Source organism: Herbaspirillum sp. ST 5-3, from assembly GCF_004804275.1.
Lineage (GTDB): Bacteria > Pseudomonadota > Gammaproteobacteria > Burkholderiales > Burkholderiaceae_D > Noviherbaspirillum.
The window spans coordinates 123785-147412 of sequence record NZ_STGI01000008.1 but is presented as its reverse complement, the minus strand read 5'-3'; the positions used below and the strand labels follow the sequence as shown (position 1 = coordinate 147412).

The 23628-nt window shown below is 59.7% G+C and carries 16 protein-coding genes and 1 tRNA gene; 9 read left to right on the top strand and 8 right to left on the bottom strand.

The window, feature by feature from the left end:
- The first annotated feature begins 11 nt into the window (after positions 1 to 11).
- From E6W33_RS16660 to E6W33_RS16645, 4 genes are all read left to right on the top strand, one after another.
- Positions 12 to 1823, top strand: coding sequence for a GspE/PulE family protein (locus E6W33_RS16660; protein ID WP_136418437.1), 1812 nt, complete (start codon positions 12 to 14; stop codon positions 1821 to 1823).
- Between the two features lie 72 nt (positions 1824 to 1895).
- Positions 1896 to 1971 (top strand) — tRNA-Lys (locus E6W33_RS16655).
- A gap of 852 nt (positions 1972 to 2823) precedes the next feature.
- Entirely contained in the window at positions 2824 to 3474 is a 651-nt protein-coding gene (upp, locus tag E6W33_RS16650) for a uracil phosphoribosyltransferase (protein ID WP_136418436.1), read from the top strand.
- A 90-nt stretch (positions 3475 to 3564) separates the two neighbouring features.
- Positions 3565 to 3771, top strand: coding sequence for a cation transporter (locus tag E6W33_RS16645; protein ID WP_136418435.1), 207 nt, complete (start codon positions 3565 to 3567; stop codon positions 3769 to 3771).
- A gap of 43 nt (positions 3772 to 3814) precedes the next feature.
- Here E6W33_RS16645 and cueR read toward each other — a convergent pair whose 3' ends face one another.
- The 3 genes from cueR to E6W33_RS16630 all read right to left on the bottom strand — a co-directional run bounded on the left by cueR (position 3815) and on the right by E6W33_RS16630 (position 7599).
- Positions 3815 to 4228 (bottom strand): Cu(I)-responsive transcriptional regulator, encoded by a 414-nt coding sequence (cueR, locus tag E6W33_RS16640; protein WP_136418434.1) that lies wholly within the window; start codon positions 4226 to 4228, stop codon positions 3815 to 3817.
- Positions 4225 to 6645 (bottom strand): heavy metal translocating P-type ATPase, encoded by a 2421-nt coding sequence (locus E6W33_RS16635; RefSeq protein WP_136418433.1) that lies wholly within the window; start codon positions 6643 to 6645, stop codon positions 4225 to 4227. Before E6W33_RS16635 ends, cueR begins: the two co-directional genes overlap by 4 nt.
- Before the next feature lie 69 nt (positions 6646 to 6714).
- Positions 6715 to 7599 (bottom strand): SDR family oxidoreductase, encoded by an 885-nt coding sequence (locus E6W33_RS16630; protein ID WP_136418519.1) that lies wholly within the window; start codon positions 7597 to 7599, stop codon positions 6715 to 6717.
- A gap of 12 nt (positions 7600 to 7611) precedes the next feature.
- Between E6W33_RS16630 and E6W33_RS16625 the strand changes: the two genes are divergently transcribed.
- The 3 genes from E6W33_RS16625 (at position 7612) to E6W33_RS16615 (ending at position 11556) form a co-directional block, all read left to right on the top strand.
- Positions 7612 to 8652 (top strand): CDP-6-deoxy-delta-3,4-glucoseen reductase, encoded by a 1041-nt coding sequence (locus E6W33_RS16625; protein WP_136418432.1) that lies wholly within the window; start codon positions 7612 to 7614, stop codon positions 8650 to 8652.
- A 196-nt stretch (positions 8653 to 8848) separates the two neighbouring features.
- Positions 8849 to 10051 (top strand): acetylornithine transaminase, encoded by a 1203-nt coding sequence (locus E6W33_RS16620; RefSeq protein WP_136418431.1) that lies wholly within the window; start codon positions 8849 to 8851, stop codon positions 10049 to 10051.
- A gap of 95 nt (positions 10052 to 10146) precedes the next feature.
- Positions 10147 to 11556, top strand: coding sequence for an amidase (locus E6W33_RS16615; protein WP_136418430.1), 1410 nt, complete (start codon positions 10147 to 10149; stop codon positions 11554 to 11556).
- Between the two features lie 66 nt (positions 11557 to 11622).
- Here the strand turns inward: E6W33_RS16615 and E6W33_RS16610 are convergent, their stop codons facing one another.
- Positions 11623 to 12414, bottom strand: coding sequence for a class I SAM-dependent methyltransferase (locus E6W33_RS16610; RefSeq protein ID WP_136418429.1), 792 nt, complete (start codon positions 12412 to 12414; stop codon positions 11623 to 11625).
- Between the two features lie 447 nt (positions 12415 to 12861).
- On the opposite strand from E6W33_RS16610, the gene E6W33_RS16605 reads away from it, so the two are divergent.
- Complete coding sequence (locus tag E6W33_RS16605) at positions 12862 to 15756, top strand: diguanylate cyclase (RefSeq protein ID WP_136418428.1); 2895 nt, start codon at positions 12862 to 12864, stop codon at positions 15754 to 15756.
- Positions 15757 to 15841: 85 nt separating this feature from the next.
- On the opposite strand, the gene lpdA is transcribed toward E6W33_RS16605, so the two are convergent.
- The 4 genes from lpdA to aceE all read right to left on the bottom strand — a co-directional run bounded on the left by lpdA (position 15842) and on the right by aceE (position 22509).
- Positions 15842 to 17623: a dihydrolipoyl dehydrogenase gene (gene lpdA, locus E6W33_RS16600; RefSeq protein WP_136418427.1), complete on the bottom strand. Its 1782-nt coding sequence runs from the start codon at positions 17621 to 17623 to the stop codon at positions 15842 to 15844.
- A gap of 57 nt (positions 17624 to 17680) precedes the next feature.
- Complete coding sequence (locus tag E6W33_RS16595; protein ID WP_136418426.1) at positions 17681 to 18247, bottom strand: MFS transporter; 567 nt, start codon at positions 18245 to 18247, stop codon at positions 17681 to 17683.
- Positions 18248 to 18349: 102 nt separating this feature from the next.
- Positions 18350 to 19675 carry a dihydrolipoyllysine-residue acetyltransferase gene (gene aceF / locus E6W33_RS16590; protein ID WP_136418425.1) on the bottom strand — a complete coding sequence of 442 codons (1326 nt, stop codon included), beginning with the start codon at positions 19673 to 19675 and terminating at the stop codon, positions 18350 to 18352.
- A gap of 137 nt (positions 19676 to 19812) precedes the next feature.
- Complete coding sequence (gene aceE, locus E6W33_RS16585; protein WP_136418424.1) at positions 19813 to 22509, bottom strand: pyruvate dehydrogenase (acetyl-transferring), homodimeric type; 2697 nt, start codon at positions 22507 to 22509, stop codon at positions 19813 to 19815.
- 272 nt (positions 22510 to 22781) lie between these two features.
- Between aceE and folD the strand changes: the two genes are divergently transcribed.
- Positions 22782 to 23627: a bifunctional methylenetetrahydrofolate dehydrogenase/methenyltetrahydrofolate cyclohydrolase FolD gene (gene folD, locus E6W33_RS16580; RefSeq protein ID WP_136418423.1), complete on the top strand. Its 846-nt coding sequence runs from the start codon at positions 22782 to 22784 to the stop codon at positions 23625 to 23627.
- The last annotated feature ends 1 nt before the right edge of the window (position 23628 follow it).

The following is a 23628-nucleotide window of genomic DNA, read 5'->3' as shown; positions in this document are numbered from 1 at the left end:
GAGTAACCGCCATGAATGCCAGACTCGAGCAGCACGAATCTCCTCCGCACAAGGCATCGAAGGCGCTCGACCTGCACCAGGTCTTCAGTTGGCTGCTCGCCGACGGAATCGTGGAAAAGCCGACCGCGAAAACCGCCTACAACCAGGCGCAGGCACTGCTCAGGAATGCGTCGATCGCGATGCACCCCTTGAGCGCGGTGGCGCAATGCAAGTTGCAGTCGGCGCTGCCGCCGCACAAGCTGCTGACGCTGGACTGGCTGAGCGAATGGATGGCAGCCAAGGTCAAGCTGCCGTTCTACCGCATCGATCCGCTCAAGATCGACTTCACCAAGGTGGCGGATGTCATGTCGGCGACCTATGCCACGCGCTTCAACATCCTGCCGGTGGAATTGACGATGACGGAAGTCGTGATCGCGACTTGTGAGCCGTTTCTCGTCGAATGGGAAGCGGAAATCGCCAAGATCACGCGCCGCAACGTCAAGCTGGTCATCGCCAATCCGCTCGACATCGCGCAGTACACCGCGCAATTCTTCACCCTCGCGAAATCGATCAAGGGCGCGAACAAGTCCAACACGCACGACCTCGCGCTGCGCAACAACTTCGAGCAACTGGTCGAGCTCGGCAAGAGCGACAAGCAGCTCGACGCCAACGACCAGCACATCGTCAACATCGTCGACTGGTTGTGGCAGTACGCGTTCGAACAGCGCGCGTCGGATATCCACCTCGAACCCAAGCGCGACCTCGGCGCGATCCGCTTCCGCATCGACGGCGTGCTGCACCAGGTGTACCAGGTCCCGGCCGCCGTCATGATCGCAATGACCGCCCGCATCAAGCTGCTCGGCCGCATGGACGTGATCGAAAAACGCCGCCCTCAGGACGGCCGCATCAAGACCCGCACGGCCGGCGGACAGGAAATCGAATTGCGCCTGTCCACCATGCCGACCGCCTTTGGCGAAAAACTGGTGATGCGTATTTTCGACCCGGAAGTCGTGGTGAAGACACTGCCGGAACTTGGCTTCCCTCCGGACGATGCCAAGCGCTGGGACGGCCTCACCACGCGCCCGCACGGCATCATTCTCGTAACCGGGCCGACCGGCTCCGGCAAGACCACCACCTTGTACACCACGCTCAAGGCGCTGGCGACATCCGAGGTCAATGTCTGCACGGTGGAAGACCCGATCGAAATGGTGGAAGGTTCCTTCAACCAGATGCAGGTTCAGCACGGCATCGACCTGTCCTTCGCCGACGGCGTGCGCGCGCTGATGCGGCAGGATCCCGACATCATCATGGTCGGCGAAATCCGCGACCTCGAAACCGCCGAAATGGCCATCCAGGCCGCACTGACCGGCCACCTGGTGCTGTCCACCCTGCACACCAACGATGCGCCCTCGGCCGTCATGCGTCTGCTGGAACTCGGCGTCCCGTATTACCTGCTTGAAGCAACCCTGATCGGCATCATGGCGCAGCGCCTGGTGCGTACGCTGTGTGTCGAATGCAAGAAGCCGGACGGCGAACTGTCCGATGAAGTGTGGGACGGACTGACCGAAGGCTGGAAGCTGCCCAAGCCGGCCAGGATCTATCGCCCGGTCGGCTGCCCGGAATGCCGGCAAACCGGTTATCGCGGCCGCACCGGCCTGTATGAACTGTTGACCATCACGCAACCCTTTACCAAGCTGATCAAGCAGGAAACCGATATCCACGCGCTGACACAGCAAAGCATCAAGGACGGCATGAAGCCTTTGCGGGTGGCGGGCGCGCTCAAGATCAAGGAAGGCGTCACGACGGCCGATGAAGTGCTGAAGGTGACGGCGGCCTTGACCTGATGCACGAAGAGAACTTTTTCACGGCAGGGAGTAGACCGAAACACGCTCCATTGATATAATCTTGTCCTCGTTGGGTCGTTAGCTCAGCTGGTAGAGCAGCGGACTCTTAATCCGTTGGTCGTAGGTTCGATCCCTACACGGCCTACCAACGAATTCCATTGCAAAGCCCAGTCCATGTGACTGGGCTTTTTGCTTTCCGAGACGCTTGCAGGCCGGATTGCAGAATGGCTTTTGCACTTGCCCGGCCAGCGTTCCACCGGCTGCCCGTTTTCAATCCCGACAAGGATTGCAGCGCCTTGCCTCCCAAAAATTGACCCAAGCCACCCTTTGCCAAAATACCCATTTTCAACATAGGGGAATAAGTTATACTCGCAACTACTTACCGGCTGTCCACATTTGGAGGCGTAATGTTTCTTTGCACACAGCTACTTTCAGGCTTCGTAGAGAGCACTGCCAAGTCCCCCGAATATCCTCTTCCGGTGAAGATCGTTTTCATTCCCTTTTATCTCCCCTTGTTCGCGCTGGCCATCCTTGTCGACGTGTGCGTTCTGCCGTTCTCTCTGGCATCACGCCTATCGGTAGGCAGCAAAGAGAAGGCAGGAAAATAAGCGAGGCCTGGCCCGACGATCATCCCCTTTGTCGCTGGCGGCACTGTCTCTTCACGAAATCGAACTGCACACTGCCTGCCGATGAATTCGCAGGCCCGAGCCCGGTCTGATGCAGCAGTCTCCTGCCGTCCTGTTGTGCGAGCGGTATGTCAGAAATTCTTCGCACGCAATTTGGCTTGCCGCGGAAACCCGCATGTCGGGATTCCAAATAATGAATCCCGTCTCTCCGAAAACCATTAATATGTTGGCGCCAAGCATGGCATCCCCTGTTGGGTACAGGCGCGCAACTCATTCGGCGGAAGAGACGCGCAGCTGTCTGCTAAATTAGCTTCTAATGCCGCACCAATCCGCCTGAGCTGCCCCAAGAACGCTCTCATATTGCGAATACTGTCATGAAACAAGATCCCCGCTTTCCGAATCTCTATATCCTCGATCACCCGCTGATCCAGCACAAGCTCACCCACATGCGCGATCGCGAGACATCGACCCGCACCTTCCGCGAGCTGCTGCGTGAGATCACGCTGCTGATGGGCTACGAAATCACCCGCAACCTACCGCTGACGACAATGCGCATCGAGACGCCCCTGCAGAGCATCGACGCTCCCGTCATCGCCGGAAAAAAACTGGTGGTGGTGCCGGTGCTGCGTGCCGGTATCGGCATGAGCGACGGCTTGCTGGAACTGGTGCCGTCGGCGCGCGTGGGCCATATCGGCGTCTACCGCGATCCGGAAACGCATCGTCCGGTCGAATATCTGGTACGCCTGCCCGATCTGGCCGATCGCAACTTCATCCTCTGCGATCCGATGCTGGCAACGGGCAATTCCGCCGTGCATGCTGTCGACGTGCTGAAGAAGCGCGGCGTGTCCGACCAGCAGATCACCTTTCTTGCTCTGGTCGCGGCACCGGAAGGCGTGCAGGTATTCCAGCAGGCGCATCCGGACGTGAAGGTGTATGTTGCCTCGCTCGATTCCCATCTGAACGATCATGCGTACATCGTTCCCGGCCTGGGCGATGCGGGAGATCGCTTGTTCGGGACAAAGTAATTTGAACCGGCACAACGGAATGGCACTTGACCTTCCCACGTTGGAAAGCTCTACGCTATCGATATCTCTTATTCATCAGGAGCAAACATCATGTACGAACTGAAAGTCGAAGGAATGAGCTGCGGCCACTGCGTCAATGCGGTGACCAAATCGGTGCAGGCAGTGGATTCCACGGCAAAAGTGGAAGTGGATCTGGCGACGCAGAAGGTGCGCGTCACGTCATCCGCGAAACTGGACGACATCAAGTCGGCAGTGAGCGAAGCGGGATATCCTGTGCTGCAAAGCAGCGCATCCTGAAAAATGGGGCAGTTCCCTGCCCCCCCATCCTGCCTCATCACCGTCAATGGCAGTGATGCTCCTCGTCCGCTGAGGCCGCGAGGCCTTGCAGAATCGGGCATTCCGGCCTGCTGTCTCCCGAACACGCATGCGCAAGATGCTTGATCGTGTCACACATCTCCGTCAGTTCCTGTATGCGCTGCTGAAGCTGGGCAACATGCTCTTGCGCAATCGCCTTCACGTCCGCGCTGGCACGATGCGGATCCTGCCACAGCGACAGCAAATCCTTGATCTGTTCCAGTGAAAACCCGAGGGAGCGCGCGCGCCGGATGAAGCGCAGCGTGTGCACGTCGCTGTCGCCGTAGGTGCGGTATCCGGAATCGCTGCGATGGCTGGCCTTGATCAGATGGATGCTCTCGTAATAGCGAATCATCTTGGCCGATACGCCGGACGCCTTGGATGCCTGTCCGATGTTCATGATGCCCTCTTCGCGTTGGCCGGCGTCCAGCGGCGCAGCAGCAGCGCATTGCTGATCACGCTGACGGAGCTGAATGCCATGGCCGCGCCGGCGACGACCGGATTGAGCAGCCCGAATGCCGCCAAGGGAATCCCGATCAGGTTGTAGATAAACGCCCAGAAGAGATTCTGGCGAATCTTGCTGTAGGTCCGACGCGAAATGTCGATCGCGTCGGCCACCAGCGCCGGATCGCCCCGCATCAGGGTGATGCCGGCCGCGTGCATGGCCACATCGGTGCCGGTCGCCATCGCAATGCCGACATCGGCTGCCGCGAGTGCCGGTGCATCGTTGATACCATCGCCGACCATGGCGACCACCTGGCCCTTGCCCTTCAGGGCAGCGACCTTGTCAGCCTTGTCCGCCGGAAGCACTTCGGAAACGATGTGATCGATGCCGAGAGCACCACCGACCGCTGCCGCACTGCCCTTGTTGTCGCCGGTCAGCATGACGGTTTTTGCGCCTAGTGCATGCAAGCGCGTGACTGCTTGCTGCGCGCTGGGTTTGAGCTGATCGCCAAAGGCCAGCAAGCCAAGCAATTGATTGCTTCCATCCTCTGCGAGCCACGAAATCGTGTTGCCCTTTCCCTCAAGCTCGGATGCGCGTTCGGCAAGCGGACTCAAGTCGATCCCAAGCTCCTGCATCAGACGCGTGCTGCCGAGCTTGAGTTGGCGGCCGTCCACGATCGCTGCCAATCCGCGTCCCGGAAGCGCGGTGACTTCAGTGGCGGCTTGCGCATCAATGCCCTTTGCCTTCGCGGCATCCACCACTGCATGCGCCAACGGATGTTCGCTGCCCTGCTGGACGGCCGCGGCGAGGCGGAGCAGTTCATGCTCCTGGATCCCATTCGGGACCGCTTGCGTCAATGCAGGTTTGCCGATTGTCAGCGTACCCGTCTTGTCGAATACGACGGTGGTGACAGAATGCGCAATTTCCAGCGCTTCGGCATCCTTGATCAGAATGCCGTTCCTGGCGCCGACGCCGGTGCCTGCCATGATCGCTGCCGGCGTTGCCAGCCCGAGCGCGCAGGGGCATGCGATCACCAGTACGGCCACCGCATTGATGATCGACCGTTCGATGTCGCCGCCATAGAGCCACCAGCCGATCATGGTCGCCAGCGCAATCAGCAGCACGATCGGGACGAAGACCGCACTGACCTTGTCGACCAGATGTTGAATTGGCGCCTTCGCCGCCTGTGCACTCTCGACCAGGCGGATGATGCGCGACAGGGTCGTCTCCGCGCCAACCGCGACCGTTCGCACCAGCAGCAGACCCTCTGCGTTGATCGAACCGCCGGTCACTTTCTCGCCGGCCTGCTTGGCTACCGGCAGGCTCTCGCCGGTGATCAGCGATTCGTCAATGTGACTCATACCCTCGACGACAATGCCGTCAACCGCGACCCGCTCGCCGGGACGCACCACGACGATGTCGCCCAGTCCGACCTGCTCAATGGCCACATCGATGTCCGCACCCTCACGCCGGACGCGGGCAAGGTCGGGGCGCAATACCTGCAATGCTCGAATCGCTTCGGTGGTCTGGCGCTTGGCACGCGCCTCCAGCCATTTGCCGAGCAGGACCAGGGTAATCACCACCGCCGAGGCTTCGAAGTACAGGTGTGCCATGCCGTCTTCGCCGTGCGCGAGCAATTGATAGACGCTCAAGCCGTACGCAGCACTTGTGCCCAGCGCAACCAGCAGGTCCATGTTGCCCGCCCCGGCCTTCACCGCCTTCCATCCGGCACGATAAAAACGCGCACCGAGCCAGAACTGCACCGGTGTCGCCAGGGCAAATTGCACCCAGCCGGGCAGCATCCAGTGCTGGCCGAACAGGTCGAGCAGCATGGGCACGATCAGCGGCAAGGACAGCAGCGCGGCGAACACAACATGCAGCAATTGCTTGTCATGGGGTTTTGCCGCCTGCTCGCTGGCACTTGCCGCGCGATGCGGGCGTGCATGATAGCCGGCCGCTTCGATGGCGGCGGTCAATGCATTCACCGGCAAGGCCGCGCTGGCCCTGACGTGGGCGCTTTCAGTGGCGAGGTTTACGCTCGCATCGACGACCCCGCTGACCTTGCGCAGGGCCTTTTCCACGCGCCCGACGCAGGACGCGCAGGTCATGCCTTCGACATCGAGATCGATTTCCTGCTGCGCCACGTTGTAGCCGGCTTTCTCGACAGCTTGTTGCAATGTGGTGAAGCCGACGTCCCGACCGGCAAGCACCGTCGCGCTCTCGGTGCCCAGGTTGACGCTTGCATCGATAACGCCGGGAAGGCCACGCAGGACTTTTTCAATTCGTGCAACACAGGACGCACAGGTCATTCCCTCGACGTTGAAGGTAAATTCCTGTGAATCGGATTGCTTGGCGTGCGGAAGCGCGCTCATGCTTGCTCCTTGATCATCATATTGACTGCATTATCGGCCTTACCATGATGGGAAGGTCAAGCAGGCAAATCAAGGCAGGCCGAAGATTTCCTTCAGCGCGTCGTTGACAGTCGGATAACGCAGCCTGACGCCGAGTTCCGCCTTCATCCGCGTATTGGACAGCCGCCGCGATTCGGACATGAAGGACAGCAACATCGGAGAGACCGCTTCCTGCAATTTCTCTCGCGGCAGGCGCAGCGGCCTCGGCAATCCGGCCGCATCGGCGACCGCGTCGAAGTAATCCGCCATCTTCATGTCCGAGTCGTCCACCGCGTGATACACCCGGCAGGAACGTGCGCGGAACAAGGCGCGCGCCACGATGCGGGCGAGGTCATCGGCGTGGATGTGATTGGTATACACATCGTCCTCGGCGGCCAGTGCCGGCGTGCCCTTCTGCAGACGCTCGACGGGCAAGCGGTCCGCCGCATAAATTCCCGGCACGCGCAGGATGGCGAGCCGCGATTCGGAGCGCCGCGCCCATGCACGCAAGACGCGTTCCGCATCGACCCTGCGCCTGGCGCGGGCATTTTGAGGATGAACCGGACGCGTCTCATCCGCCAGCGCGCCGCCGCAGTCGCCATACACGCCGGTCGTGCTCACATAAACCAGGGTCGCATGGTCGGGTAAAATGGCGGTCAAATGACGCGTGCGCCGGTCCTTTATCCCCTCGGATTGAGGTGGTGCGAGATGCACGATGCAGGACGCGAGCCGCGCAAGACGCGCAAGGCTTGCAGGCTGGTCGAGGTCGGCGATGACCGGCACCGCGCCGGCAGCGCGCAATTCAGCGCGGCGCGACTCCTGGCTGGTGACTGCAAAGATGCGGAAACGTCCGCGCAACAAGGGCAAGAGACGCATCCCGACATCGCCACATCCGACGATCAGCACGCGTGGCAGTTCGATTTTTTTATTGTTCATCATCAGGATTGTATGACTTTCCAAGTTACTGTTCAGCCGAGTGGTCGGCAATTTACCTGTGAAGAAGGCGAAACCGTATTGACTGCCGCGATCCGCGCCGGCGTGGGTTTGCCCTATGGTTGCAAGAACGGTGCGTGCGGCACCTGTAAAGGTAAACTGGTCGAAGGCTCGGTCACGCATGGCGCGCATCAGGAAAAAGCCCTGCCGGTGGCGGAGGAAGAAAAAGGCCTCTCGCTGTTCTGCTGCGCGACGCCGCATTCGGACATCGTGATCGAAGCGCGCGAGGTGCTTGGCGCGGGCGAATTTCCGATCAAGAAACTGCCGACCCGCGTCGCCAGGCTCGACCGCGTCGCCGACGACGTGATGGTGGTCTCGCTGCAGTTGCCAGCCAACGAACGCCTGCAATACAAGGCCGGCCAGTACATCGAATTCCTGCTGAAAGACGGCAAGCGCCGCAGCTACAGCATGGCCAATGCGCCGCACCAGGACGAGCATCTCACGGTCCACATCCGCCACATGGACGGTGGCCTGTTCACGGATCATGTATTCAACAACATGAAGGAGCGCGACATCCTGCGTTTTGAAGGACCGCTTGGCACCTTCTTCCTGCGCGAGGATTCCGACAAGCCTATCGTGCTGCTCGCCTCCGGCACCGGCTTTGCGCCGATCAAGGCCATCATCGAGCACGCGATTCACAAGAAGACGCAACGCCCGATGGTGCTGTACTGGGGCGGCCGCCGACCGAAGGACTTGTACATGCATGCCCTGTGCGAGGAGTGGGCGCGCACGGTGCCGAACTTCAAGTATGTGCCGGTGATTTCAGACGCGCTGCCGGAAGACGGCTGGACCGGGCGCACCGGCTTCGTACACTGTGCCGTGATGGAAGACCTGCCCGACTTGTCCAGCCACCAGGTGTATGCCTGCGGCGTCCCGGTCATGGTCGATTCTGCCAAGCGCGATTTCGTGTCGCAGTGCAAGCTGCCGGAAGAGGAATTTTATGCCGATGCCTTCACCTCGGAAGCCGATGTGGCATCCGACCTGGCCGGAAAATAGTTTTTGACGCACTGCGCAAAAAACCTTAATATTGATTTCATGAATACGACAGCCAAACCATTGCGACGCCGTTCCCTGCTGCCTCAGCCAGGGAAGCCGTGCCTGTAAGCGTTTGCGCTCACTAAGCCACAGGCCCGCCCTGTGGCTTTTTTTTTGACTCACCCCATTTGCCTTTTTCGAATTCAGGAGCCCCGACATGGAATTCAGCCAGTACGACATCAACGCCCTCATGAAAATCACCAACCGGCCAAACCTGGTGTTTACCGAGGGCCGCGGCATGTGGCTGACGGATCATACCGGCAAGCGCTACCTCGACTACCTGCAAGGCTGGGCGGTCAACTGCCTCGGCCATTCGCCGCAATGCGTCGTCGATGCGGTTACCGCCCAGGTCGGCAAGCTGATCAATCCGTCGCCTGCCTTCTACAACGAGCCCTCGATCGTGCTGGCCTCAATGCTGACCCAGCACTCCTGCTTCGACCGCGTGTTCTTCGCCAACAGCGGCGCGGAGGCCAACGAAGGCGCGATCAAGCTGGCGCGCAAATGGGGCAAGCTCAACAAGAATGCCGCCCGTGAAAACCGCTACGAAATCATTACCTTCAACCACGGTTTCCACGGTCGCACACTGGCCACCATGTCGGCCAGCGGAAAGACCGGCTGGGACACCATGTTCGCGCCGCAGGTGCCGGGCTTCCCGAAGGCGGAACTGAATGACCTCGCCAGCGTCGAGAAGCTGATCACCGACAAGACCGTCGCCGTGATGCTGGAACCGGTGCAAGGCGAAAGCGGTGTCATTCCGGCCACGCGCGAATTCATGCAAGCGCTCCGCGCGCTGACCAGGCAGCACAACCTGCTGCTGATCGTCGATGAAGTGCAATCCGGCATGGGCCGCACCGGCGAGTTGTTCGCCTACCAGTTGTCGGATATCGAACCGGACATCATGACGCTTGGGAAAGGCATCGGCGGCGGCGTGCCGCTGTCGGCATTGCTGGCGCGCGAGGAAATCGCATGCTTCGAGCCCGGCGAACAGGGCGGCACCTACAACGGCAATCCTGTGATGACGGCTGCGGGCATCGCCGTTCTCACCGAATTGTTGAAACCCGGCTTCCTGCCTGCGGTGCGCGACAAGGGCGAGTATCTGGGCGCCGAGCTGCGCAAGCTCTGCGTCAGGCACAGCCTCGACGGCGAACGCGGCGAAGGGCTGCTGCGCGCGCTCAAGCTCGGCAAGGACATCGGCCCGAAGATCGTCGAAGCTGCGCGCGACCTGAATCCGATCGGCCTGCTGATCAATTCGCCGCGCCCCGACTTGCTGCGCTTCATGCCCTCGCTGAACATCACGACAGAGGAAATCGATCACATGATCGCGATGCTGTCGGAAGTGCTGACGTCGCTCGGTCATTGATTCGATCGCACCCGGCAGATGTCTGTGCGGCTTCCCTCCTTGAGTGACTTGGGCGTCACGCGAGGCAGCTTCGCATTCGCCATTGGATACGAAACATGACGCAAGACATCTGCTATCTGAGTGCGACGGACATGGCCGCCGAAATCCACGCAGGCCGTCTGTCCGCACGTGAAGTGATGCAAGCCCACCTGGCGCGCATCGACAGCATCAATCCCAAGGTGAATGCGATCGTCACGCTGCATGCGGAACAAGCCTTGTCTGGCGCCGCTGCCGCCGACGAAGCGCAGGCGCGCGGCGAGCCATTGGGCCCGCTGCATGGCTTGCCGGTGGCGCACAAGGACTTGCTGCTCACCAAGAGCATGCGCACCACCTTCGGCTCCAAAGTGCATGAAAACCTCGTTCCGAGCAGCAGCGCGCTGATCGTCGAACGCCAGCAGCGCGCAGGCGCCATCAGCATCGGCAAAACCAACACACCCGAATTCGGCGCCGGCTCACAGACCTTCAACGCGGTATTCGGCGCCACGCGCAATCCCTACGACCTGTCGAAGACCTGCGGCGGTTCAAGCGGCGGCTCGGCCGTGGCACTGGCGACCGGCATGGTTCCGCTGGCCGACGGCACGGACATGGGCGGTTCGCTGCGTTGCCCTGCCAATTTCTGCAATGTCGTCGGACTGCGCCCTTCGGTCGGACGCGTGCCGCAGTTCCCCGCCCTGAATGGCTGGGACAGTCTGTCGGTGAGCGGACCGATGGCACGCACCGTCGCCGACCTCGCGCTGTATCTTTCCGTGATCGCCGGACCGGATGCACGCGATCCGCTCGCCATTGCGGAAGATGGATCGCGCTTTCGCGCACCGCTCGCGCGCGACTTCGACGGCATTCGCATAGCGTGGAGTCCCGACATGGGCGGCCTGCCGGTGGACAAGCGCGTCGTGCGCGCCATCGATGCGCAGCGCCGTGCTTTCGAAGATCTCGGCTGCGTGGTCGAGAACGCCTGCCCCGATTTTCGCGATGCCCACGAAGTGTTCATGACGCTGCGCGCCTTTGCCTTCGAGTCCGGTCTCGGCGCAGTGATGGACCGGCATCCCGGCGTGCTCAAGGACACGGTGGTGTGGAACATCGAGGAGGGGCGAAAGCTGAACGGGACGCAAATCGCGCGCGCCAACAAGTTGCGCACCTCTTTGTTTCAGCGCATGCATCGCTTCATGCAGAACTACGATTTCATCGTGCTGCCGGTGAACCAGGTTCCGCCCTTTCCGATCGAACAGCCCTACGTCACTGAAATTGAAGGCATCCGAATGGGAAGTTACATTGAATGGATGCGATCCTGTTACCTGGTGACGGCGACCGCGCATCCCGCGCTGTCACTGCCTTGCGGCTTTACCGATGACGGGCTGCCGGTGGGAATGCAGATTGTGGGGCGCCATCAGGGCGAGTTCGCGCTGCTGCAGATTGCGCATGCACTGGAACAAACGATGGGCGTATCGGGGCGGCGCCCGATGATCTGAGATGACAGTCTGAGAAAAAAGACGGACCGCCACATCCATGACGGTCCTGCCTTCGGTCTGAAGAGACTACAGCTTGGTTGCTGTAATGATCTGGAAGTTTCCGAAGAAGTAGGTGGTGCGTTCGCACTTCCATCCACCCGTCTGTTCCAGGTAATTGAGCGGGTCATGGGTACTCCACAATGCCAGGCCAAGCGGCTCGAAGACCTTGAAGTAGGTCCAGCTCAGCAGGCGCAGGATCGGCAGCTCAGGCCGGTGGAATTCCGCAAGAAAGAGCTTGCCGCCAGGTGCGAGCATGCGTCCCGCCTCGTTCAGCGCCTGCCCCTTCAAGTGGTGCGGCAATTCGTGCAGCAGGAAGAAGATGACGTTGGCGGCAACATCGCCGTCGACCCGCTTCATGGAAACCGCATTGTCTTCAATGAACTCCACTTTCTCGGCGAAACTGCGCAGCTTGGTTTTCGCATGCGCGAGTTCATTGGGAATGATGTCCGCGATCAGGACGCGCTCAACGCCTCTCTGAACCGCTGCATTTACCACGCGAGGAATTACGTTGCCGAACGCGCATGAGGTAATCAGGATCTTCTTGTTTCGCAGATCCATTTGATTGAGTTCGGAAACAATTTTCGAGACCAGATGAGGATACTGAAACAGCAGTATCGCCGAGATGATCGGTTGAAAATCGACCATCTTGATGAGGCCCATGTTCGAATAGATCGGATAGACATGCGCCTTTTCACTCAGCGGGCCGGAAGACAGCCCGCGCATCAGCAATGCCCCTCTGGTAACCACGAAAAAGAACAGGCCGGTAGATACCAGAACAGCAAACAGAACCATAGCCCCATTGATCATCCACGTATCCATCTTATTTCCTCACTGGTAGAAAATCCGATACACATTTATCCGTTCGGAACCCTACAGACCGTTGTTGCCGGTGGGTAGATTTCACCTTCAGACTATCACTTATTGTTGCGTCGCGGTAACCGCTACGGATCCCGTTGACATGAGTCAAGTTAATCGGACCCGCTCTCAAAAATGGGATTGGCTTGAAGAGAAATCATTCTTCGCCGTCGCAGTTTTTGGCCTGAAAAAATGTCTGCAATGAGATGCGACTCTGTGCCTTACGCGATTTGTATTCGGCGAAGAGTCGATTCAAAACAATATAAAGTTAACAACAGTTTCGCAACAGTTCGCACGACGTGTCCGGTCCGCGCCACATTGTCGTCATCGCAGTTTCAGAGGCGAAGGTAATTCATGCCTTTCAACCTAAAGTCGTGTAAATTGAATTGAAGAAAACCTCTTTCCGCGCCTATGAGAGAAAACCAGTCAATCCAGGCCTTGGTGGCACTTGCGTTGATTGTTCTTGGCCTGGAAATCATGTTGGGCTGGGTGCTGCAAATCACACCCATCGTTCAATTCCGTCCCGGTTTTGCCGGCATGGTATTCAACTCTGCGCTGTGCTTCGTGCTGGCGGGGATCGCTCTGATACTGCCCGTTTTCAAGCTGCCGCAATGCGAGCGGAAGCAAACCGCGATTGGCTGGACAGTCATCGCCATTGCATCGATCAGCCTGCTTGAGAGCGTCTTCGATACCAGTCCGCTGATCGATTTTCCCTTTCTCCATTCCTGGCTGCAGGACTTCAATCCCCGGCCGGGGCGGCTGCCGGCCGTGACCTCGGTCGGATTCATGCTGGCGGGGTTTGTCATCGTCTTGATGCCCCGCGTGCGATCGAGGGCGGCAGGTGCGGTGATCCTGGTCTCGACCTTCAGCATCCTTATCCTTGGCATCGGCGGCGTAGCCGGACGCGTGCTCGATCTGCATCTGATTTACCCGGAAATTCGCGTGGTGCGCATGGCAGCCCAGGCGGCGGTCGCCATGATTGCGCTTGCCATCGGTCTCTGGGATAGCTGGCGGCGAGACGACTGGTACTGCACGCAACGTTTTTTCAAGGATGACGAGAAAACCGGCTATATGAGTGCGACCATCATGAGTGCCACCGCGCTCACGGCCGGCATCATCGGCTTCGGCATCCAGCAGGATGTATTGCAGAGAACGTTGAGCTCCAACCTCGAGTCGCGCCTGAAAAATCACATTTCCCTGTTCCATGCCGAGGTCGACCAGAGCATCAGGCATGCAGACGATGTGACGAGACATGCGGATTTGATTCAGCTTGTCCGTGCCGCCAACATGCCCGGCGCAACCGTCCGCAATGACGATGCGCGGGACCGTATCAGCAGGAACCTTCTTGCGGAAGGGTTCAACGGTATCGCGGTGTACGACGCCGGCAACCGCGAGATACTTCGCGCCGGGCGTATTTCGCGGCGTCCGCCGATCGAGAAGGAATTGTCATCGGCGCCGCCGGTGACGCTGCGCTGGGATGGCACGCTCCTGCTCAGCAGCCGATCCGCCATCCTCGACAACGGACGCACCATCGGTGTACTGGAGCTCGAGCAGAGGCTTCCCTTGAACGCAGAGCAGTTCGCGAAAATCGAAGGTCTCGGCGCCACTGGCGAGATGGGCGTGTGCTTTGGCGAACGCGATGATATCCGCTGCTTTCCGCAGGGCCGCAATCCGACGATCCACTGGTTCCCCCGTGTCGGCGCGTTCGGAAAACTGACCGCCATGGGACATGCGCTCGAGGGACGCAGCGGCATTTTCATCGGTCCGGACTATCGCGGACATGATGTGATCGCCGCCTACGCGCCCTTGACCGACACCGGCCTCGGCATTGTCCTCAAGCAGGACGCGGCAGAGCTGTATCATTCGATACGGCAGCAGCTGAACTGGTATTTTCCGCTGCTGATGATCCTGGTTGCAGGCGGCGCGATAATGCTGCGTTCCGAAGTCAAGCCGCTGGTATCGAAGCTGCTCGCATCCGAGCAGACCGCAAAGGAGCGCGAGCTGCATGTCCGCACCGTCGTCGATTCCGTCGGCGAAGGCATCATCACCATCAGCAAGAACGGCACGATCGAGTCATTCAATCGCGCAGCCTCTCGCATTTTCGGCTATTCGCCCGAAGAAATCATCGGCGGCAACATCACGACACTGATTCCGCCGGAATTACGCCCCTTGCACACCGAAGGCATGCGGCGCTATGTGCAGACGGGAGAGACGAAGGTCATCGGCAAGCGAAGTCTGGAATTGTCGGGCTTGCACAAGAGTGGCACAACATTCCCGCTTGAACTGGCAATCAACGCAACCCGCATCAACGGCAATCATATTCTGGTCGGTGTCGTCCAGGACATCACCGAACGCAAGAAAGCGGAACTGGCCTTGCAGGAAAGCGAGGCGCGTTCGCGGGAAATTGCCGAGACGCTCGGCGAAGGCGTCTTCGTGACAGGCCGACAAGGAGTCATCGTATTCAGCAACCCTGCCGCGCAACGACTTCTCGGCTGGTCGAAAGAGGAGTTGCTGGGTCAACGCGCGCACTTGCTGTTCCACCATACGCGCGCCGACGGCTCCGCATATCCGGAGGAAGTGTGCGATATCACCCGGGTTGTGTCGTCCGGCCAGAGTTTCCGCGGACATGATGAAATGTTCTGGCGCAAGGACGGCAGCATGCTCCCGGTATCGGTCAGTTCCACGCCCATTATCCGCAATGGCAAAGTGACCGGCGCGGTCGTTGCGTTCCATGACATTATCGAACGCAAGAAGTCTGAAGAGCGGATGCATCATCTCGCCCATTTCGACATCCTGACCGACCTGCCCAACCGCGCGCTGTTGCGCGATCGACTGCAGCGCGCACTCGCCGCTGCAGACCGTAACAAGCATCGGGTTGCGGTGATGTTCATCGATCTGGACAAGTTCAAGCCGGTCAACGATACGCTCGGACATGATGTCGGCGACCTGCTCCTGAAGCAAGTTGCGCATCGCCTGCGCAACAGCCTGCGCGAATCCGACACGGTCGCGCGCGTCGGCGGGGATGAATTCATCGTGCTGCTGCCGATTGTCGAGTGCGAGGGCGATGCAGTGGGTGTGGCGAACAAGATTCTCGACACGCTCAACCAGCCCTTCATGCTCGACGCGCACACCGTTCATATCTCCGCCAGCATCGGCGTCGCTGTGTATCCGGAGCACGGCGAGGATCTGGAACAGCTCATGAAAAACGCCGACGACGCGATGTACCGCGCAAAAGAAGGCGGCGGCGCTTCGGTTCTGGCATTCAGCCAGATGGAAAATCTGCCGCTGCAGCAAGCCGAGCCCTGATTCGTTGAAGAGTCATCGGCAGGAGCAATAAAAAAGGCGCCGGACCTGACGCCGGCGCCTTTCACACATCGCCTGCAGCGATAGCCTATTTCTTCCTGGCCGGCGGCAAATCCGTACACACACCTTCGAAGGCTTCCGCGGCCATGCCGATCGATTCGCCCAGCGTCGGATGCGGATGAATCGTTTTGCCGATATCGACCGCATCAGCGCCCATTTCGATCGCCAGCGCGATTTCACCGATCATGTTGCCCGCATCCGTGCCAACGATGCCGCCGCCGACAATGCGATGCGTCTCGGCGTCGAACAGCAGTTTGGTGAACCCTTCGTCGCGCCCGTTGGCTGTGGCGCGTCCGCTCGCCGCCCATGGGAACAAGCCTTTCTCCAGCTTGATACCCTTGGCCTTGGCTTCGTCTTCGGTAATGCCGACCCATGCCACTTCCGGATCGGTATACGCCACCGACGGAATCACGCGCGCGTCGAAATACGACTTCTGTCCCGCGGCGGCTTCGGCGGCGACGTGCGCTTCGTGCACGGCCTTGTGTGCCAGCATCGGCTGGCCGATGACGTCGCCGATGGCGAAGATATGCGGCACGTTGGTGCGCATCTGCGAATCGACCTGGATGAAGCCACGGTCGGTCACCGCCACGCCCGCCTTGTCGGCGGCGATCTTCTTGCCGTTCGGGCTGCGACCAACAGCCACCAGCACCATGTCATACAGTTGCGGCTCCGGTGCCGTCACTGACGGATCCGCGCCTTCGAAGCTGACCTTGATGCCTTCCTTCAAGGCTTCGACCGCGACCGTCTTCGTCCTGGTCATGACCTTGTCGAAGCGTTTTTCATTGAACTTCTGCCACACCTTGACCATGTCGCGGTCGGCGCCTTGCATCAGTCCGTCGAGCATCTCGACCACGTCGATGCGCGCACCGAGTGTCGAGTACACGGTTGCCATTTCCAGCCCGATGATGCCGCCGCCGATAACGAGCATGCGCTTCGGGATCTGGCGCAATTCCAGTGCGCCGGTTGAATCGACGATGCGCGGGTCTTCCGGCACGAAGGGCAATTTCACAACGGAAGATCCGGCCGCGATGATCGCCTGCTTGAACTGCACGGTCTTCTTGCTTCCGTCGGCAGCGGTAACTTCAATATGATTCGGGCTGACGAACTGGCCGATGCCCTGCACCACATTGACCTTGCGCGACTTGGCCATGCCTGCCAGGCCGGTGGTCATTTTCTTGACGACCTTTTCCTTGTAGCCGCGCAGCTTGTCGATATCGATCTGCGGCGCGCCGAAGGTCACGCCATGTGCCGCCATCGTGGCTGCCTCGTCGATGACCGCAGCAACGTGCAGCAGTGCCTTGGACGGAATGCAGCCGACGTTCAGGCAGACGCCGCCCAGTGTCGAATAACGCTCAACCAGCACTGTCGCCATGCCGAGGTCGGCGGAACGGAAGGCCGCCGAGTAGCCGCCGGGTCCGGCGCCGAGCACCAGCATGTCGCATTCGATGTCGACCTTGCCGGCGTAGCTGCCTGCAGTTGGCGCAGGCGCTGGAGCTGAAGCGGCGGGTGCAGGAACAGGTGCAGCCGGCGCGGGTGCGGCGGCTGACGTCGGAGCGGAAGCAGGTGTGCTTGCTGCAGCTTCCATCAGAAGCAGCAGCGAGCCCTCGGACACCTTGTCGCCGATTTTGACCTTCAGCTCCTTGACTACGCCGGCATGCGTCGACGGAATTTCCATGCTGGCCTTGTCCGACTCGACGGTCACCAGCGATTGCTCGACGCTGACAGTGTCGCCGGGCTTGACCAGCAACTCGATGACTTCCACTTCCTTAAAGTCGCCGATGTCCGGGACCTTCACTTCCTGCAAACTCATGGCTTTAGCTCCGTCTGTTCCCTTCCCCCGTCGAGAGGGAGGGAATATTCATGTTATTCATTTCATCGGGAAACTGTAAATCCTGAATGGCCCCGACGTACTCTTGTCAAACTCCGCACCCGCCTGCACACCGATCTCCGCAATTTCGCGCGCGTTGTGCTCGCGGTCATACGCCGCATACATTGCACCCAGCGCGAAATTACGTCCGCTGCCGATTCCCCAGAAGCGGTCGAAGCTGAACACCTCGCGATACGAATACACGCCGAAGATCCCGTGCGGATTGGCAATCAGCGCAGTAATCTGCGACGACTCATACGGGTCGTCTTCGTCTTCCTTCGTGTTCAGGAAATACTTTTCCTTGAGTATTTCGTGAACCTTCGAAAACGTCTCGAACACTTCGTCGCGGCCAGCCAGCCTGCACTCCTCACCCATGCCGGTCATCAGCTTGCGCATGACCGGAAAGTGCGCCGCGGTGCCGGCCAGCGTGATGTAGGAGTCGCCGACCTGGAGAATCTTTTCATTCACTTCGTACGCATGCGACAAACGGGTGTCGCCGAACGTCACGAGCGAATCGGATGCAATTGCGATTTCGTTGTTCTTTTTGACGACGACGCAAGTAGTCATTGTTGTTCTCCAGCAAGTAAAGGAAGCACCGAAGTCTTCAGTGAAAAGAGATGAATTTTCTCACTTTCCGTCGGTCCCGGAGCTTCCTTTCCGCTTATTGGATTACAGCAATGTCTTGCGCATGTCGCCCAGCACTTCCGCCAGATAGGCCGCGAAGCGTGCACCCATCGCGCCGTCGATCACACGGTGATCGTAGGACAGCGACAGCGGCAGCATCAGGCGCGGCGCGAACTGCTTGCCGTCCCACACCGGCTTGATGCTCGATTTCGACAGGCCGAGGATCGCGACTTCCGGTGCATTGATGATCGGCGTGAATGCGGTGCCGCCAATGCCGCCCAGCGAAGAGATCGTGAACGACGCTCCTTGCATGTCCGCCGGTTTCAGCTTGCCTTCGCGCGCCTGCGCGGACAGCTCGCCCATCTCCTGCGCAATTTGCGAAATGCTCTTCGTGTCGGCGTTCTTGATCACCGGCACGACGAGGCCGTTCGGTGTGTCGGCGGCGAAGCCGATGTTGTAGAACTTCTTGAGGATCAGATTCTCGCCCTTCTCGTCAAGCGAGGCATTGAAGGCGGGGAATTTCTTCAGCGCCGACACGCTGGCCTTGATCACGAAGGCGAGCATGGTCAGCTTAACGCCGGACTTCGCCAGTGCGGCATTCGAATCCTTGCGGAACTCTTCCAGTTCGGTGACATCGGCTTCGTCGAACTGCGTTACGTGCGGGATCATCACCCAGTTGCGATGCAGGTTCGGTCCACTGATTTTCTTGATGCGCGATAGCGGCTGCAATTCGGTCTCGCCGAACTTGGAGAAGTCCAGCGACGGCCACGGCAGCAAATCCAGCCCGATGCCGCCGCCCTTGCCTGCCGGCGCGACGGCGGTTTCGCCGTGGCCCGCCATGACGGCTTTCACATAGTTCTGCACGTCTTCGTGCAGGATGCGGCCTTTCGGTCCGGTGCCTTTCAGGCGCACCAGATCGACGCCGAGTTCGCGCGAGAACTTGCGCACCGAGGGCGATGCATGCGGCTTGAACCCGTTTTCTTCGCGCGGTTCGAGCGCAGCGGTGGGAACCGGCTTGGACTCGACCAGCGTCAGGTTGGGCGCAGGCGGTGGCGATGCAGGCGCCGACGCTACAGCGGCCGGCGCAGATGCAGCGGCCGCGACCGCAGGTGCCGGGGCAGGCGCGCCAGCCCCTTCCGTTTCCAACGTCAAGAGCAGCGTGCCCTCGGCCACCTTGTCGCCGATCTTGACTTTCAATTCCTTCACAATGCCCGCATGGCTGGAGGGGATCTCCATGCTGGCCTTGTCAGATTCCACCGTGATCAGGGACTGGTCGACCGTGATTGTGTCGCCCGGCTTGACCATCAGCTCAATGACTTCCACTTCCTTGAAATCGCCGATATCCGGGACTTTGACTTCCACCATACTCATAGCTTTAGCTCCGTTTGTTCCCTTCCCCTCTCGGAAGAAAGGACCAGGGACGGGGAGTTAATTGCGGTCAGACATGACCCACCCCGCCCTGGCCCTCCCCCCGAAAAGGGAGGGAATGTTGATCTTATTGACTGGAGTTACACCGTCACCGGGTTCGGCTTGTTCGGATTGATCCCGTACTTCGCAATGGCATCGGCAACAATGCTTGCCGGCACCGCACCTTCTTCGGCCAGGGACTTGAGCGCAGCAACCGTCACGAAGTGACGATCGACTTCAAAGAACTCGCGCAGCTTGGCACGCGTGTCGGAACGCCCGAAGCCGTCGGTGCCCAACACCTTGTAGGTGCGTCCCTTCGGCATGAATGCGCGAATCTGTTCGGCGAAGGTGCGCATGTAATCGCTCGACGCCACGATCGGGCCCTTGGTACCTTGCAGGGACTGCGTCACATGCGCCACGCGCTGTTGCTCGGCCGGGTGCAGCATGTTCCAGCGTTCCACATCCTGTCCATCGCGCGCCAGCAGCGTGAAGGACGGCGCGGACCAGACATCGGCTGCAACGCCCCAGTCGTTCTTCAGCAGGTCGGCGGCCGCGATCACCTCGCGCAGGATGGTGCCGGAGCCCATCAGTTGCACGCGCTGCTTGGCTTTCTTGTCGCCTTCCTGCAGCAGATACAGGCCCTTGAGGATGTTTTCTTCCTGGCCCGGCTGGATGCCCGGGTGCGCATAGTTTTCGTTCATCAGGGTGATGTAATAGAACACATCTTCCTGCTTTTCCATCATGCGATTCAGGCCGTCGTGAATGATGACGGCGACTTCATGCGCGAAGGTCGGATCGTACGGCAGGCAGTTCGGAATCGTCGATGCCAGAACATGGCTGTGGCCGTCTTCGTGCTGCAGTCCTTCGCCGTTCAGCGTGGTGCGGCCGGCGGTACCGCCGAGGATGAAGCCGCGTGCACGCATGTCGCCCGCTGCCCAGGCCAGATCGCCAAAGCGCTGGAAGCCGAACATCGAGTAATAGATGTAGAACGGGATCATGATGCGGTTGCTGGTCGAATACGAGGTCGCTGCCGCGATCCACGAACTCATGCCGCCCGCTTCGTTGATGCCTTCCTGCAGGATCTGGCCGGACTTGTCTTCGCGGTAGTACATCACCTGGTCGCGGTCGACCGGTTCGTACAACTGGCCTTGCTGATTGAAGATACCGATCTGGCGGAACAGGCCTTCCATGCCGAAGGTGCGGGTTTCGTCGACCAGGATCGGCACCACGCGCTTGCCGAGGTTGGCATCGCGCAACAAGGACGTGATGATGCGCACGAAGGCCTGCGTGGTGGAAATCTCGCGTCCTTCCGCGGTCGGATCGAGCACCGCCTTGAAGGTGGACAATTCAGGCACCGGCAAGGTCTCATCGGCCTTCATGCGGCGTTGCGGCAGGTATCCGCCCAGTGCCTTGCGGCGCTCGTGCAGGTACTTCATTTCCGGCGTGTCGTCGGAAGGCTTGAAGAACGGAATTTCCGGCAATTTGTCGTCCGGAACCGGGATGTTGAAGCGGTCGCGCATTTCGCGGATCGCCTCGTCGTCGAGCTTCTTGGTCTGGTGCGCGGTATTGCGGGCCTCGCCCGATTTGCCCATGCCGAAACCCTTGATGGTCTTGGCCAGGATGACGGTCGGCTGTCCGGTGTGTTCCTGCGCTTGCTTGAATGCAGCGTAAATCTTGTGCGGATCGTGCCCGCCGCGATTCAGGCGCCAGATATCGTCGTCCGACATCTTCGACACCATTTCCAGCAGCTTCGGATGCTTGCCGAAGAAGTGCTTGCGTACGTAGGCACCATCCTTGGCTTTGTAGTTCTGGTACTCGCCATCGACGGTTTCCATCATCACGCGTTGCAGGATGCCCTCCTTGTCGCGTGCCAGCAGCTCGTCCCAGTAGCTTCCCCAGATCACCTTGATCACGTTCCAGCCGGCACCGCGGAAATCGGCTTCCAGTTCCTGGATGATCTTGCCGTTGCCGCGCACCGGGCCGTCGAGGCGCTGCAGGTTGCAATTGACGACGAACACCAGGTTGTCGAGCTTCTCCCGGCCAGCCATGCCGATCGCACCCATCGATTCCGGTTCATCCATTTCGCCGTCGCCGCAGAATGCCCATACCTTGCGCTTGGCGGTATCCGCAATCTGACGTGCATGCAAGTATTTCAGGAAACGCGCCTGGTAGATCGCCATGATCGGGCCAAGGCCCATCGATACGGTCGGGAATTGCCAGAAATCCGGCATCAATTTGGGATGGGGATAGGAAGACAGCCCCTTGCCGTCCACTTCACGCCGGAAATTGAGGAGTTGTTCCTCGCTCAGGCGGCCTTCGAGGAAGGCTCGCGCATAAATGCCGGGAGACGAGTGGCCCTGGATATACAACAAGTCGCCGCCATGATCTTCCGTCGGTGCATGCCAGAAATGGTTGAAGCCGATGCCCAGCATGTTAGCCAGTGATGCAAAGCTGGAAATATGGCCGCCGAGGTCGCCGTCAACGCGGTTCGCCTTGACCACCATTGCCATGGCATTCCAGCGCATCCAGGAGCGCAGGCGTTCTTCGTATTCAAGGTTGCCCGGGCAGTGCTCGCCGAGGTGGGCGGGAATGGTATTGACGTAGGCGGTGTTTGCGGAAAACGGGATGTAGGCGCCGCGCCGACGTGCCAGGTCGACCATGCGCTCCATCAGGTAATGAGCGCGTTCCGGACCTTCGGTCTCGATGACAGCTTCCAGCGCATCAAGCCATTCTTGCGTTTCCATTACATCGGGGTCGTTGGCGGCTTGCGCCAACACTTGGTCGAGCTGGGCGGACATGTTACGTCTCCTAGATTGAAAAGGCTTGCCGGGCCCGGTATCACGTCCCGGAATTTTTTGACAAGATTTTGTCGCGTTTGTGCGCGTGAAAAGATTCTAACAGCACTTTTTCAACTTTTCAAATAGTGATACTAAATCTCATAATATGAAATTTACTGCGGCACTGCAGCAAATCGGACACGATTCATGACGGCCTGTACAAGCCGGCGACTTATAATTCCCCTAAATTTCCCTAAATTCCCATTTAAACCGCACTTATCCTCCCGACAACCATGCCTGCACAACTCATCAACGGAAACGAACTCTCCCAACAAATCCGCGCCGATGTGGCCAAGCGCGCCGCGGCTCTCACCGCCCGGGGCAAGCAACCCGGCCTGGCGGTGATTCTGGTCGGCGACAGCCCGGCCTCGCAAGTCTATGTCCGCAACAAGGTGAAAGCTTGCGAGGACAACGGCATTTACTCGGTGATGGACAAGTACGACGCCGACCTGAGCGAAGAAAAGCTGCTGGCGCGTATCGACGCGCTGAATCGTGATCCGAAGATCCACGGCATCCTGGTGCAACTTCCTTTGCCGCCGCATATCAATGCTCATAAGGTGATCGAAGCGATCGCGCCGGAAAAGGACGTGGATGGCTTCCACATCAGCAATGCCGGCCTGCTGATGACCGGCCAGCCGCTGTTCCGCCCCTGCACACCCTATGGCGTCATGAAAATGCTGGAGTCGATCAACTATCCGGTGCGCGGTGCAGTCGCCGTCGTGGTCGGGGCCTCCAACATTGTCGGCAAGCCGCAGGCAATGCTGCTCTTGCAGGCAGGCGCAACGGTCACCATCTGCAATTCGAAGACCCGGGATCTCGGCCATCACACGCGGCAGGCCGACATCCTCGTGGTTGCCACCGGCAAACGCAACATCGTCACCGCCGACATGATCAAGCCCGGCGCAGTCGTAATCGACGTCGGCATGAACCGCGACGATAACGGCAAGTTGTGCGGCGATGTCGACTTCGCCAATGCCAGGGAAGTCGCGGGCTACATCACCCCGGTGCCCGGCGGTGTCGGGCCGATGACGATTACGATGCTGCTCGTTAACACCATTGAGGCCGCAGAAAGAACATAAA

Coding starts and splice junctions, on each gene's coding strand:
- E6W33_RS16660 (WP_136418437.1), top strand. CDS start 12: ATGAATGCCAGACTCGAGCAGCACGAATCTCCTCCGCACAAGGCATCG.
- E6W33_RS16610 (WP_136418429.1), bottom strand. CDS start 12,414: ATGGATACGTGGATGATCAATGGGGCTATGGTTCTGTTTGCTGTTCTG.
- E6W33_RS16625 (WP_136418432.1), top strand. CDS start 7,612: ATGACTTTCCAAGTTACTGTTCAGCCGAGTGGTCGGCAATTTACCTGT.
- lpdA (WP_136418427.1), bottom strand. CDS start 17,623: ATGAGTTTGCAGGAAGTGAAGGTCCCGGACATCGGCGACTTTAAGGAA.
- E6W33_RS16605 (WP_136418428.1), top strand. CDS start 12,862: ATGAGAGAAAACCAGTCAATCCAGGCCTTGGTGGCACTTGCGTTGATT.
- aceF (WP_136418425.1), bottom strand. CDS start 19,675: ATGAGTATGGTGGAAGTCAAAGTCCCGGATATCGGCGATTTCAAGGAA.
- E6W33_RS16635 (WP_136418433.1), bottom strand. CDS start 6,645: ATGAGCGCGCTTCCGCACGCCAAGCAATCCGATTCACAGGAATTTACC.
- E6W33_RS16630 (WP_136418519.1), bottom strand. CDS start 7,599: ATGAACAATAAAAAAATCGAACTGCCACGCGTGCTGATCGTCGGATGT.
- E6W33_RS16645 (WP_136418435.1), top strand. CDS start 3,565: ATGTACGAACTGAAAGTCGAAGGAATGAGCTGCGGCCACTGCGTCAAT.
- aceE (WP_136418424.1), bottom strand. CDS start 22,509: ATGTCCGCCCAGCTCGACCAAGTGTTGGCGCAAGCCGCCAACGACCCC.
- E6W33_RS16595 (WP_136418426.1), bottom strand. CDS start 18,247: ATGACTACTTGCGTCGTCGTCAAAAAGAACAACGAAATCGCAATTGCA.
- cueR (WP_136418434.1), bottom strand. CDS start 4,228: ATGAACATCGGACAGGCATCCAAGGCGTCCGGCGTATCGGCCAAGATG.
- E6W33_RS16620 (WP_136418431.1), top strand. CDS start 8,849: ATGGAATTCAGCCAGTACGACATCAACGCCCTCATGAAAATCACCAAC.
- folD (WP_136418423.1), top strand. CDS start 22,782: ATGCCTGCACAACTCATCAACGGAAACGAACTCTCCCAACAAATCCGC.
- upp (WP_136418436.1), top strand. CDS start 2,824: ATGAAACAAGATCCCCGCTTTCCGAATCTCTATATCCTCGATCACCCG.
- E6W33_RS16615 (WP_136418430.1), top strand. CDS start 10,147: ATGACGCAAGACATCTGCTATCTGAGTGCGACGGACATGGCCGCCGAA.